A 14,913-nucleotide genomic window follows, 5' to 3' on the forward strand; every position below is an offset into this window, starting at 1 on the left:
CCGGTTAGACAAAAATCTGTTTGGGTTTTTCTTCCGTGATATTATTGGCACACCAAAATAAAAAAATTGTGTTACTTACTATGCGCTAATAATTTATAAATTAGTGTCGGATTTACAATTATTTTCTTACCCACGTCTGTTATGAAAAACAGTTCTATGCCAAAAGTTATACGTTCCTTAAGCCTCTCCTTTTTATTTTTTCTATTGGCTTTAACCGGCTTTAGTCAGGGCCGTACCGTCGTCGATTTTGATAAGGGTTGGAGTTTTCAACTGGGCGACATAGATGACGGGCAGAAAACGGATCTGAACGTTGCCGGCTGGCGCACGCTGAACCTACCGCACGATTGGAGCATTGAAGGAAAATTCAGCAAGGATAACCCGGCCACTCCGGAAGGCGGCGCATTACCCGGAGGCATAGGCTGGTACCGCAAGGTATTTACAGTACCGGCAGGCTCAAAAGACAAACAGGTATTTATCGATTTTGACGGCGTTTATCAAAAAAGTGACGTATGGATAAACGGCCATCACCTGGGCTTCAGGCCGAACGGATATATTTCGTTCCGTTACGAGCTTACTCCTTATTTAAAATTTGACGGGCCAAATACGATAGCAGTCAAAGTCGATAATTCATCACAGCCAAATTCGCGCTGGTATTCAGGTTCAGGCATTTACCGCAACGTGTGGCTGGTGACCACCAATAACGATGTATCAATTGGTCACTGGGGAACTTATGTAACTACACCACAGGTAAGCAGCTCTTCTGCCACTGTTCATATACAAACCAACATTAACACCAATAATGTAAAAAATAAAAACCTTAAACTGGTTACTACTATCGTGGACAGGAACGGTAAACCGGCAGGATCGGTGGTTACCCCCGTTTATACAAAAGCCCCTGCAATGCTGCATACTGTTGAGCAGGATATCGACGTTACAAAGCCGGAACTATGGTCGGTTGAGCGACCGTATTTATATACTGTTGTCAGTAAGATTGTGCAGAATGGGGTAATACTCGACAGATACACCACGCCGCTGGGTATCCGTTATTTCAATTTTGACGCTGACAAAGGCTTTACGCTGAATGGCAAACCAATGAAGATTTTAGGTGTTTGCGACCATCATGATCTGGGTTCACTGGGCGCTGCCATTAATACCCGCGCACTTGAGCGCCAATTACAGATGTTAAAGGCAATGGGCTGCAATGGCATTCGTACCTCTCACAATCCCCCTGCCCCCGAATTACTTGACCTTTGTGATAAAATGGGCTTTATTGTAATGGACGAAGCCTTTGATTGCTGGGAATGGAAGAAAGCGGAATTTGACTATCATGTCTTCTTTAAAGAATGGCACAAGCGCGACCTGGAAGACCAGGTACTACGCGATCGCAACCATCCATCGGTAATGATCTGGAGCATCGGCAACGAGATACCACAGCAAAGCGATACCAGCGCTTTGAGGATTGCGCCTGAGTTGGCCGGTATAGTACGCAGCCTTGATAAGACGAGACCGATAACTACTGCTAATGACAATCCAGGCAAAAACAATAAAATTATCGCGTCTGGGGCTATCGACTTGATTGGCTATAATTATCATGAGTTTGATTATGCGACCTTTCACGACAGATATCCCGGCAAAAAATTTATAGCCACCGAGACTACATCCGGACTCGAAACACGCGGTCATTACGATTTTCCTTCAGATAGTATAAGAATATGGCCAACACGCTGGGATAAACCATTTACTGAAGGAAATGCGGATAATACGGTTTCGGCATTCGATAACGTGCGGCCACCCTGGGGCTCAACCCATGAGGCTACCTGGAAAGTGATGAAGAAATATGATTTTCTGTCCGGCTTCTTTATCTGGACAGGATTTGACTATCTGGGCGAGCCAACCCCTTACAAATGGCCCTCGCGCAGCTCATTCTTCGGTATTATTGACCTGGCCGGGTTTCCTAAAGACGTTTATTATATGTATCAGTCCGAATGGACCGATAAAACGGTATTGCATATTTTCCCTCACTGGAACTGGACTCCCGGTAAAATCGTCGATGTTTGGGCATATTATAATAATGCCGACGAAGTTGAGCTGTTTCTCAACGGAAAATCAGTAGGCATAAGAAAGAAAAAAGGAGACGACCTTCATGTAATGTGGCGCCTGAAATATGAGCCAGGAACCTTGAAAGCGGTGTCGCGCAAGAACGGTAAGGTGGTGATGACGCGCGAAATACATACGGCCGGCAAACCTGCCAAAATACAGCTATGGCCCGACAGGACAGGGATGCGTGCAAACGGGAAAGACCTGTCATTTGTTACCGTACGTATCCTGGACAGCAAGGGGAATGTAGTACCCACAGCGGATAACCTGGTAAACTTTAAAATCAACGGGCAAGGATTTATCGCAGGGGTGGACAATGGCGACGAAAACGATCATGATTCATTTAAAGTGAACTACCGCAAGGCGTTTAATGGTTTGGCCTTGGCTATTATACAGGCAAAGGAAAAGCGCGGCGATGTTAGCCTTACAGCAACATCGAAGGGCCTTGCACCGGCAACTGTTGTTTTACATGTAAAATAGCTATATTTAAGGCGATACTGATCTTAAACAATTTCAGAACAAAAATAATTATAACAGTAATTAAACCTTTCAGCAACCGTTTGTCTAAATGATTATAAGGGAGTTAATATCATGAAAAGATTAATCTATTTAGGGCTGACAGCTATTACCCTCATCGGTCTGTCGGCCTGCAACAGCTACAATTATTATACTGCCGCCATTAACAAAACTAATCTAAGCAGCTATCACACTTTTGCCTGGATGCCGCCATCAGGCAGAAACGACAAAACGGTAAACAACGAGGCGGATGCCAAAATTAAGGACGCTACAACTAATGCCCTGGTTATGAAGGGACTTCGGTTAAGTCAGCGCAACCCCGATCTGATTGTAAGTTATACTACAACCGTTGGCAGGGGCGCACGCACTAATTATTACACTCCGGGCTATTACGGCGGCTGGGGCTATCCGGGCTGGGGCCTGGGCTTTGGTTGGGGAGGCTGGGGCGGTTATGGCTGGGGCGGATTCTATCGCCCTTACTATTATGCTTACGGAGGACCATTCCTTTATGGCGGTCCAACCTACGCAGAAAAAGAGCATTACAAAGAAGGTACTTTAATCATTGATTTGATTGATCCGCACACCCGCAAAATCGTATGGCGTGGATTTGGTGTTGGCGAGGTTCATAAAAACCCGCAGAAAAATATCGATGACCTGCCCAAAGTTGTTGACGGTGTGCTAAACCAATTACAGTTGACACCCAATTACGCTAGCCGGTAAAATTTCTAGTTGAGATAGAAATGTCTTTTAAATCCCTTCTTCCGCTGGCAGAGGGGATTTTTGTTTGCGGTGCAGATATATTGCCGCCAATACAACAGCGATAACGGCCAAAAAAACAACCCAGGTGTCAAGGGGGCAGTCTGTGTTGTCGACGTCGTTACCGGCGCAAGGCTCTCCTGGATCGGTTTGCGCATATAACAGCGCAATATTAAATATTGATAATATCAATGTGGCAAAAACTATTCTTACACTTATCCTCATACTCAAAAATACATTTTTAGCAACAATCTCGCTGCTTATACTTATCCACTAAGGGTTAATAACCATCTTCAATAATCCATGCGTGTTATAATTTTATAAACTTGGCTCTGCCAACTGATGAATTATCAGCATTGTTAGTTACATCTATAACATAAGTTCCGGGAAGCAGATTGCTGACGTTATCCTGCCATGTAGCCTGCGATGTAGTAATCGTCTTTAAAACCTTGCCTGAGCTGTTGGTTATCTTTAACACGTACGACGGCGCGCTGCTCTTAGTTAAATTAACCGCATTTTCTACAATCGCCACATTGATAATCCCTACGGCCGGGTTAGGATAAACGTTTACAGTATTATTATTTAAATCGCCTACATTGGCATAAGCCAGCGTAACCGGGTCTGAATAAGTTATGGTGCCATTCAGGTCCTCCATCTTTAGCCGATAAGTATCAGCTGGCATAACCGGTTTTTTATCGGTGAGGCTGTAGGTCCCTTCCCCGCTTGATGCAAAACCGCCTACAACAATGTATGTTTTACCATTATCGGTACTCCGCTCAATAGTAAAGTTGGTAGAGTATCTTTCATTTTCAGTCTTCCACATCAATTCGGAGCCTGCCGTTGTTTTCTTGCCGGTGAAACTAAGCAGATGTAATCCAAGGCCCGGTGTCTCACGAATAACGAGCGTAAAACGGTGTGAGCCAAAGCTGTTGGTGTCGCTCTTTAATATATCAAATTTATAGCTGTCATACGTCTTAAAATCCAGTGAATCTTTTTTATATGCATCCCTCAACCATATATCATATATCGCGGGTATATTTTTAAACTCAGTACGGTTTATGGCGTACTGTCCGCTAACCGAGGCGCTTACGTTCAATTTTATTTTCGTTGTATTGGTTTTGGGGAAGGGCACATGGTTTATCGCCAGCGCGATATTATCAGATGAGTTGGTCGAAAAGCTTACGCCGCCGCTTCCCGACATGTGCTCAGAATCTTCGCCGTCCACAAATTTGTCATGAGCCGCGCCCTCAAACTTAATTACGCTTTCCTCCACATTGTCGCTGTCTTTACGCAATTCCAGCCGCATATACTGAGCCACGGGTTCGGTAGCCCCAATCGTTGGCCTGGCAGTTAACAACAGCGTAGAACCGGTTGCCTGTGTAGGGCCTGTTACCTGCGCACTCGTTTTGGCAGCCTCGTTAAATGTAAGTTGCGAAGATGCACTTGTCGCCTTCACGTAAAAGCCTTGCCCGCTTGGGATGATGTTTGATGCACCGTTTGTGCCGGTGCTTCCATCGTATGTCCCATATATTTTGGTCGACTCGTTATAAATGTAGATGGTGTTACTTACGTTGGTAATATATATACCTGATGTTGCCGACGTGCCACGTGTATTCCAGTCAATTGAGCTTGCATAAGGGTTGCCCACAAGATTATAACCTGCGTAACTGCTGCCGTTGATCATGGAATATTGGAGAGATGTTGACTGCGTATACCAGTTTACCACCGGTACCGATTGCTGGTTTAATGTGCCCCGGGTGGAAAGAACGGTTGTTTCAGGAATTGTACTGGTGATAAATTTTGACGACAGATTCGTTTTGTCGCCGCGGTAGAACATCCAAAACCCTGTTCCCACGTGCAGAGAAAAAGTGCCATCATAATCAATGCCTACCTGGTATTTGTTGGTATTGTTTATTTTGTTCACACCCCTGAAATTCCCGCCGTTGTACGAACCGTTGGTAAAGGTTACATCATTCCTGTACAAATAAATTGTGGGGTTGCCTGTTTTATCCATGCCGCCGGTAGTACCGAGGGTCCCGGTCAAAGGTGTTTCCGTCGTAAGGTAGCTAAAGTCGTAATAGTAGTCGGAACCTGACTTTGCTGTGTAAACTGGCGACGATAAAAACCGGTAGCCACGATATTTTGCCTGGCCGCCGCTGATGTAGCGTTCCACATTAACAAGCCCGGTTATACTATATGACGAAGGTATAGCTGCTACGCTTGCTGACAGTGTCGAAGTACTTTTTAGTGTTAAATCGCCGTTGCCCGAATTATCGATTACCAGGTTGCCTTTAGTAAGTGTGAGTGTATTGTAAATATCTACCGGGCCACCAGTTATTTTGACGGTGCCGGCCGATGAATTATTAATAGTCATGTTGCCTATCTCGGCCGTGTTTTTCACGTTCTGACCATAGTAATATTGGGTCGACAGCGAACCATTCCAGTTGATACCTGACGAACTGTTGCTGGCGTTAAGTATGCCTTTGCCGCCTGTGGTAGAATTGTTGTAAATATGGCAGCCAACATTCAAGGTATGGCCATTAAGGTTTATCTGGGCTCCGTCTGCAATAGTAAGTGAATAAATGCTGGCATCGGCAGTCAATACCGGGTAGTTGCCCGAACTCACCACCGGGATAATCATTTTGGTATTGCCATTGAACACCGGAGTGTACCCGGCATCCCAATTGTTATCTTTAGTCTGATCAGTCGGCGCGGAACTGTCAAGGCCGGTCCATGTATATGATACAGCGCCAACTAAATTAGGTGCGTTGTCTTTGAAGGATATAACCGAAGCGCTGTAATCGGTAAACGAAAGTGGCTGTGTTTGGTTGTAATATTCAGCTCTTATCCAGTCTGCACTCTTAACCGTATTTGAGATGCGGACTTCGTCCATATAGCCGTTATACCAGTTAGTTGCCCTCGTCGGATCATTAGGATCGGTAGTTTTTTTAAGATAGTCAATACCCATTTGGGCAACGTCGCCGGCATCAGGTGTAATATCAGTTCTTTGCTTTCGGATAGTCATGCTTGAACTTGGAACTGCTACACCGTCAATATAGTTTATAAACGTGGCGCTGCTGGTCGTACCTCCCGTAAACACACCTTGTATATAGTGCCATGTCTTGCTGCTTACAGCACCTCCTGTTCCCAAATTGCCAGTTCCATCGCCGCCTACATAACGGGTTTCCGTCTCCAGTTTCCCGTATTTCACGCTCAGCTTATACCCTTGTGTATAATTTATTTCGTTTGATATAATTTTATTATCACTAGTGGCGTCCCCGTTGTAATAAATCCATGCAGATAGTGTAAACTTATCGGTTATGTCAGGGTTGGTGCCTGTATTTTGTATAATGCTCGAACTGGTGCCATTAAAGCTGTAACCGCCGCCCGGAATAGGCACGTTTGCTGCAATATGTATTTCATCATTTGTTACAGATGTATTCGCTTGTACGGCATTGCGCCCGTTGCTGGTAGCATCTACAACCGATGCCGTGGTTGATGCTTCATTAAAGTGATATACCGCCAGGTAATCGCTTGCCCAGGTAGTTGCAGACCAGGTTGCAGAATGCGCGGGATTTTTAGAGCCAAAATAGAAAGTAATGGGAAGATTGGTAGAAGTTAGTGACGGTATCCGAACCCAACAAAACAAAATACCATTCACTGAATCGTACGTATCTACCTGGTAGCTTAACTCAGTACTGCTTCCCTGTAGCGTAAATGCAAAATCATAATTGGTACCTGCAGCAAGACCGCCCCCGTTTCCTGTAGGAAACTGCACCTTATCGCCGCAGCTATTACCTGTTTTAAGAGCATCATCCTTTATATAAACTAACGCCGGAAAATCTGTCAGGGTTGATGAAATACCATTAGTAATTTGGGATGTATTTAAAACAAGCGCTTTGCTAAACCCGTAGTCTCCAAGTTTTGAGACAACGGTAACGGTTTGCGACGTGGCAGAAACAGAGCAACCTGCGGCGGAAGTGACCGTCAGCGTTATAGTTTTAGTGCCTACGCTTGACCACTGAACGGAAAACGGCCCCTGGCCTGTACCTGTTGATGGTGTGCCACCGTTGAAATTCCACGAATAGGTTAAAGACGAATCATATGTGCTGGTTAACGTTACGGTTGAGGCCGAACCTGTGGTCACCAATGCGGTTGCCGTGAAAGTTGGCGTCGCAGGCACTGCGTTGATAGTTACAACGGCCCCGGAACTGCGGGCTGTAGTTGTACCCGAAGTCGACGTGTATGATACATAATAAGTTCCGCTTACGGTTGGGGCATAAGTTGTACCGGTTGCAAGCGAAGTGCCGCCGGTTGAAACGTTATACCAGTTATAAGTACCACCGGTGCCTCCGTTGGAAGCCGTTAGGGTTACCGAACCAGCGCCGCAGCCCGAACCAGCGCCTGATATGGTAGGTGTATTTGAGGTTACAGTAATACTAAATGTTTTAGATGCAGTTACTGTGCCCGACGCGGCCTGAACGGTAATGCTGTATGTGCCCGCCGAAAGTGACGTTGGATCGGCTACGGTAACAACGCCTGTATTTGAGTCGATGGTAAACTTTCCGGAAGCGTTGCTTGTAAGAGAGTAAACTATCGCCGGGGCGCCATACACCTGGAATTCATACAATGAATAACCATATATCGTAGCGCGCGTCACGCCCTGCATTCTTATATATCTGCCCGTTCCTGGCAAACTTGAAATCGCATCTGTTCCGCCATTTGCGCCCGTTATGCTGTAAATATCAGTAAAAGTCGAGTTGTCACCGGAGGTCTGTAACTTATAAGCCCACCCATACGCTGCTTCCCAGTACAGGTTCACTTTATCTATATCATAAGAAGCTCCAAGATCAATAGTGATGTACTGATTATCGCTATATTGTGACGACCACCTGGTGCTGGTTGATCCGTCTACCGCATATGAGCCTGGGAAAGATGAGTTTTCTACCGAAGAAACAAAAGTTGTTTTGCCTTGCGCCAGGTTAATCCCTGTATTACCTGTAGTTGTTGAATAGGCCGTTATACCTACCGTAGTTCCGGCGGCAGAATATGCCGGGATTGAGATTTGAGTTGAATTATTTACAGGAGTTGTTACCGCGACCGTTGATGCAAAATAAGCGCTTGTTTTAAAACTCAATAACGATATCAGACACAGGAATCCGGTGATGGCTTTCGGAAGTGTGTTGCGCAAGGTGTATAGTTTCATTCGTATAGCGGCTTATTGTATAAAGCGCAGCCTTAAACTCCGCTTCGATACGTTAACAACTTAGTTTTGAGCCTTTATACGAAGACGGCCGAAAGATGTTCCAACTTTTTTGTTAAAGTTTTGTGGTCTTGGAGAGTAAGATGGATAGGTCAGCAGCGAAGCTGGGCAAAGATGTAATACTGTCCGGTCACAAATAAAAAACGGACCGGTTCTGTAAACCCGCCCGCTGAAAGAGATAATTAATAAAACTATGTGATGCTGAGCTTTATTCTATAATTTGATGAACTTGCTTTGGCCAACTACGGCATTATTCTTATTATCTAAAACCTGTACAACGTACGAGCCGGGGAGCAAATTACTTACCGCGCCCTGCCATTCTGCCTGCGATGAGGTTGCCTTTTGTACAACGTTGCCATTACTGCCGGTAATTATGATACTATAAGATACATTTATCGTCTCAGGGATTTGTTTGATGCTTGGGACAATGGAAACGGTAATAGTATTTCTTGCGGGATTGGGATATACGCTAATGGGCGCCAGTGGTAACTTATTACCGGCAGTATATACCAGCGATATGGTTTTTGAATAGGTGACCACGCCGTTTACATCTTCCATCTTTAAACGGTAGATGTCTGTGCCAATCGGCGGGTACCTGTCAAGCAGGCTGTAAGTACCCTCGTTGGTCGACGAATAGCCGCCTGCCACCTTAAAAGTGGCGCCGTTGTCATTACTGCGCTCGACGGTGAAATAAGTATAGTTGGCTTCATTTTCTACCGTCCAGGTAATTTCTGCTCCATTCGCAGTTTTCGCACCCTTAAAATTAAGCAGATGAAGTGCCAGCGCCTGGTTTTGTCTGATGATCAGGCTAAACCGGTGCGCGCTGAAACTCGAAGTATCCCCATTAAACGTGTCAAACTTATAAACCGGGTTGTGCTTAATATCAAGCGAGTCTTTCTTGTATGCATCCATCAGCCATATTTCGTATATATCAGGCATGTCTTTAATTTCAGTCATATTGAAGCTATACTGGCCCTGCGCCGCCATGCTCACATTCAGTCTTATAGTGTCTGCCCGTAAAGGCAGCCGTATCCTGTTAATGGCAAGCGGTATATTATCCGCGGAAAGGGTTGACAAATTAACGCGCCCTGAACCTTTCATATAATATGCATCCTCATCAAAAACATAAGCGCGGCTGGCTTGCTTATCAAATCCGATATAGACGTCCTCATGATTTACCGAATCAGATGAAAGTTCGAGGCGCAAATACGATCGCTCCTCATTTTCTGTCTTCCCAACGTTGACAAGGGCATTTCTGGTGGTTTCGAAGTAATTAGTGGTTGTATTTTGTGTTGATACTTTAGCCGATTCATTAAAAATAAGCTGAGGGTTAGCAGCCGAAGCCTGTACAAAAAAACCCTGCCCGCTTCCGATAGTACGTATTCCGCCGTTGCTCGATGCTCCGCCTTTTTGGTAAGTGCTGTAGCTGCGCGTAGTAGCATTAAACTCCCAAATGGTATTACCAATATTTACACCATAAATACCGGTTGAAGAACTGGTAGTATTAAACGTTTCCCAATCAATACCGCTGGCATAAGGATTACCTACAAGGTTAAAGCCCCTGGCTTTATAATTGGTTGTTGAAGCAGTGCCTGAGCCGGTATAGCCTATAGTTGTTTGTGTTGGTGTGTACCAGTTGCGCACAACAATTTGGCCCTGGTTAAGTGTACCTGAAGAGGTTAACGTAACTGTTGGAGCGGCAGTATATGTAGATACTGTTTCGGCAGCCAGCGATGCTGCAGCTCTGTTTCCCCTGAAAAATACCATTACTCCATTACCGGCGGGCAGGTTGTAAGTAGTTGAGCCGCCATTCATGTAATAGTTGTACGACGGACTATTGTTTATTTTACTGATGCCCCAAAAATTGCCGGTGGTAAAGCCGCTGTTGTTAGGTACCTGGTCTTCCCGATAAAGGTAAAGCGACGGGTTACCCGTCTTATCAAAACCACCAGCCGTTCCTGTAGTACCGGTGAGGTACATGCCGTTTATAAGATAACTAATATCATAAACTTTAACTGAATTTACAGTTGCGGCGTAAACCGGCGACGAAATCAGCCTGTATCCGCGGTAGCCGGTACCGCCCGTTATATAGCGCTCTACTTTTACTGTGCCGGTTATCGAACTGCCCGAAGGTAATGCAGACACATATGCGGTTTGTGTTGCCGTACTTTTTAAGGTTAAAGCTGCCGGCGATGACCCTACGGCCAGGTTACCGCTGATAATGGTAAGATGATCATAAATATCAACGGGGCCACCGCTAATAGAAACGGTACCTCCGGAGGTATTGTTTATGGTCATGGCTCCCATAGCGGCAGTAGCACTGGTATTTGTACCGGTATATGTTTGATTGGCAAGGGAACCGTTCCAGTTAATTACTGACGTGTTACTGTTGCCATATAAGATTTGCCCGCCGGAGCTGTTGTAAATATTACAGCCAACATTTAGGGTATAGCCATTTAAATTGATAGAGGCGCCAGAAGCTATTGTTAAGCCATAAAGGCTTCCATCGCCCGACATTACCGGATAATAACTTAAACCCGAAGGTATAACTAAAGTCGCAGTGCCATCAAAAGCAGGCAGCTGATTAGCTATTCCGGCGGTTGTATTATCCCAATTATTGGCGTCGCCCGCATTGGTACTGGTACCTTTCCAGGTATAGGTGAGCGCCCCGGCCAACGATGCCGCATTTGCACTGACTACAGTGGTTGCGCCTGCTGAGGTAAACGCTGCAGGGTTATTCTGATTTACATATTCAGCTTTTAGCCATTCCGCGCTTTTTGCTGTACCGGATACCCGGGCCTCATCTATTATCCCGTTGAAATAGTATACATTTCCTCCTTCGCCGACGCCGATGTATAATGGATTAGTGGAAGACGGGGCAGTTGTTGTGCTTAAAACGGCATACTGCGAACCGTTAACATATGTACTAAGGCTGCTGCCATCGAATACTCCCTGCACGTAGTACCAGGTGTTTGCAGAAAGGGCTGGTGATGGGGGGGATGAGCCCCTGTTTATACCTGTAGCAGATTCTGCCTCAGCCTTGCCATCGCTGAAAATTCCGAGTTTATATCCCCCGGTGCTGCTGCCGCCGGTTGCCTGGTTGGTTAATATCTTTTGGTCGTTATTAACGGTTGCAGGCTTTACCCAGGCCGATATGGTAAAAGGCCCGGTAATAGTTACTGCATTAGCAGTAATTTTTTTACTTGAACCGTTAAATGAGTAAGCGGTGCCTATTTTACCTGTCACCAGGTCAGATGATGTCATTCCGCCGGCCGTCCCTGTATGCCCGCCGGATGTGCCATCAGTTACAGCACCTGAATATGTTCCTTCGTTAAAGTGGTATACAGCCTTATAATCGCTTGCCCACGTGTTTTGAAAGAATGCGGTATTATGTGTGACAGTTGGCGATGTTGAGCCATAGTAAAACATAATACTGTTATTTACCGCATAGGTTAACGTGGGAATCTGTACCCAAACCAGCAAGGTACCCGTTGTTTGATCATAGCTTTCAATTTGGTAGTATAACTCACTTGTTCCGTTTGCATCGGTAAAGGCAAAATCATAGTTGGGGCCGTTTGGCGTATGAACTTTATCGGTGCAGGTATTAGAGATGATCAGGTTATTATCCTGTATGGTCAGCAAGGCGGGAAAATTAGTCAGGTTTGACATTATACCGAGCGTCGTTGTATTTAATGTGATTGGTTTTTTAAAGCCGTAATTACCATAGTTTGCGGCACTTACCGTCACGGTTTGAGTCGTCGTGGCTGTACAGCCGGTTGAATTGGTAACGGTAAGCGTGATGGTCTTTGTACCTGCCGACGACCAGTTTATTGTATAGGGCCCGACGCCCGAACCCGAGGCTATGGTACCGCCATTAAAATCCCATGTATAAGTAGACGCAGAGGCATAAGTGCCGCTATACGTTACAGTGGCATTGCTTCCTATCTGAACTGTTGAGGTGGCGGTAAATGCTGCTGACGGTGCATCGTTAACTACGGCAGTTACAGTAGTTGTTGTTGTACACCCGGTAGAGTTGGTTACTGTTAGTGTATAGGTACCTGCGTTTGCCGTTGCTGCATTTGTGGTAACTGTAGGGTTTTGCGATGTGGAAGTAAAGCCATTGGGCCCGCTCCAGGAATAGGTAGCACCGGAAACGCTGTTTGCCTGGAGCGAAAGCGTATTGCCTGCACATATTGGCGAACTGCCTGCACCATATAAAGAGTACACTTGCGAGGCAGTCAGTGCTGACTTGTATATTGCGATATCGTCCAGCGATCCGTTAAAATACCGGCTTGACGGCTGATTTGTCCAGCCATCAAGATTATCATAGGCAATACGCCAATAGCCATTTACTCCATAGGATTGAGATGTAGTCATCGACGCATCGGATGTAACCAGTGCGCCATCAATATATAAGAATGAGCCGTCTGTAGTAGAGGTGACAGCAACTGCATGATGCCAGTTACCATCGGCATATGATGCTGAAGTGCTGATAGTTTGAACTGAACCCGGGTAAATGCCGTAGTAGATCTGCCCGCCATTAGCCATGTATAGGTGACGATCATACATGCTGCTTGCCCCTGTTTGAGATGAGCCGTAGCCGACCAGCAACCCGCCGGAAGAAGTTGTTGTTTTAAACCATACGCTGATTGAAAAGCTTTGCGGACCAGGGGATGCAGAAGCTGAAGCCGTTTTAATGTATTGGCTGGAACCGTTAAAATTATACGCCTTATTTGCCTGGTTATATCTGTCGGTAGTAAGTGATGCCCCGCCCTGCGCTGTGCCGTCGTCATTTGCCGACGAAGCATCATTAGCATTACCATTAAACGGGTACGATAAATATAAGCCGCCACCGGTTGGCGCGGTCGCTAAAACCGGCGAGGAGCCCGCCGTAACCGTTGCTCCACTGCTCCTGGCGCTTTCAATACCACTATAGGTGTATGACACGTAGTAAGTTCCGGGTGAGGCTGTATAGGTTGTGCCTGTTGCCAATGTAGTGCCGCCGGATGCCGCGTCGTACCAGGTATAAGTGCCACCTGCAGGGCTTCCGCCAGATGCGGTGAGCGCCACAGAACAGCCTGTGCCTGCGCCACTTACTACGGGCGCTGCCGGCCTTACTGTTATTGTTACAGTGGTGCTACCAAAACTTGAGCTGTTACGATAGCCGTAAACAGTATAAGTGGTTGTGGGGGCAAATGTGGTGGGCGTTCCGCTAATTTGGCCTGTTGAGCTGTTAAAGCTCAAGCCAGCCGGAAGTTCAGCGTTAATAAAATATCCGCCTGATGGAGGATATTTATAAACTGTACTTCCGCTATAGCTGGATACGTATAACGTTCCGGTTGGGCCAACCGCAATGCCTTCGGCGTCTGTTACAGTTATTGTTTTAAGCGCGGTGCCGCTTTGGTTGTATATCCTAAGCCTGTTTTCACCCGATGAACCAACATAAAGGTTGTCTGCACCATCAATGGCAAGTGCCCAGGAGTTGTTAAGCCCTGTTATGCCTGTAAACCCGGATTGGAATACCAATGAAGAGTTATATTTAACCACTTTGTCAGACCCATACAATAATATAAAAATATCTCCCGTAGAATTAAGCACTACTCCCCGGGGTTCGTCGTTGAAATTCAGGTTGATGGTAGCAAGCAATGAGCCCGAAGTTGAATATTTCCGTACCCTGTCGTTATCACTATCGCAAACGTAAATATTACCGGAAGCATCAATAGTGATACCTGTGGGGCTGCTCATTCCGGTAACTATGGTTGATTGGAAACCGCCTCCCGAATCATATTTAAGGATACGCCCGTTAGAATAGTTAAGCACATAGGCGTTGCCCGCCGAGTCGAATACTATACCAACCGGGCCATTCAATGCCCCTCCGGAAATAAAGGTACCTATGAATGTTCCAGAGGAGCTATATTCACTGATGGTATTATTGTCGTAATTAGTTACATAAATATTGCCCGAAGCATCTGTCCCGATCCCTGCCGGTCCACTGATTGTGCCGCCAAGTTGTGTGCGTGAACCGTAATTAAAATTAGACACGGAACTGCCGGAATTACTAATACTTAAGTCTGAAATGGCTGTTCCAGCTGTGTAGATATTTGACGATGGGTTATAGCTAAGCTGGGGCTGCCCATGCAATGCCATCGCGGAAAACAGTATAAAAAAAAGTATAACAGGACAACGTAAAAATTGTTTCACAGTTCAGGGCTTTGGCCACCAGCTGCTGTTGAAAACTCATGTTAATAGTTGATAAGAGAATATCAAATCATAACATATTA

At 45.7% G+C, this 14,913-nt stretch carries 4 protein-coding genes; 2 read left to right on the top strand and 2 right to left on the bottom strand.

Annotated elements, in window-relative coordinates; all coding sequences use genetic code 11:
• The first annotated feature begins 156 nt into the window (after positions 1–156).
• The gene (galB, locus tag Q3W13_RS10020; RefSeq protein ID WP_302863396.1) at positions 157–2,577 is read left to right on the top strand and encodes a beta-galactosidase GalB; all 2,421 of its coding nucleotides are present in this window, start codon (positions 157–159) and stop codon (positions 2,575–2,577) included.
• A gap of 111 nt (positions 2,578–2,688) precedes the next feature.
• Positions 2,689–3,333, top strand: a complete 645-nt coding sequence (locus Q3W13_RS10025) for a DUF4136 domain-containing protein (RefSeq protein ID WP_302863397.1) — start codon at positions 2,689–2,691, stop codon at positions 3,331–3,333.
• 346 nt (positions 3,334–3,679) lie between these two features.
• Here the strand turns inward: Q3W13_RS10025 and Q3W13_RS10030 are convergent, their stop codons facing one another.
• Complete coding sequence (locus Q3W13_RS10030) at positions 3,680–8,575, bottom strand: discoidin domain-containing protein (protein ID WP_302863398.1); 4,896 nt, start codon at positions 8,573–8,575, stop codon at positions 3,680–3,682.
• Between the two features lie 270 nt (positions 8,576–8,845).
• Positions 8,846–14,779 carry a DUF2341 domain-containing protein gene (locus tag Q3W13_RS10035; protein ID WP_302863400.1) on the bottom strand — a complete coding sequence of 1,978 codons (5,934 nt, stop codon included), beginning with the start codon at positions 14,777–14,779 and terminating at the stop codon, positions 8,846–8,848.
• Positions 14,780–14,913: the final 134 nt, after the last annotated feature.

This window comes from Mucilaginibacter sp. L3T2-6 (assembly GCF_030519355.1).
In the GTDB taxonomy this organism is placed as follows: Bacteria; Bacteroidota; Bacteroidia; order Sphingobacteriales; family Sphingobacteriaceae; genus Mucilaginibacter.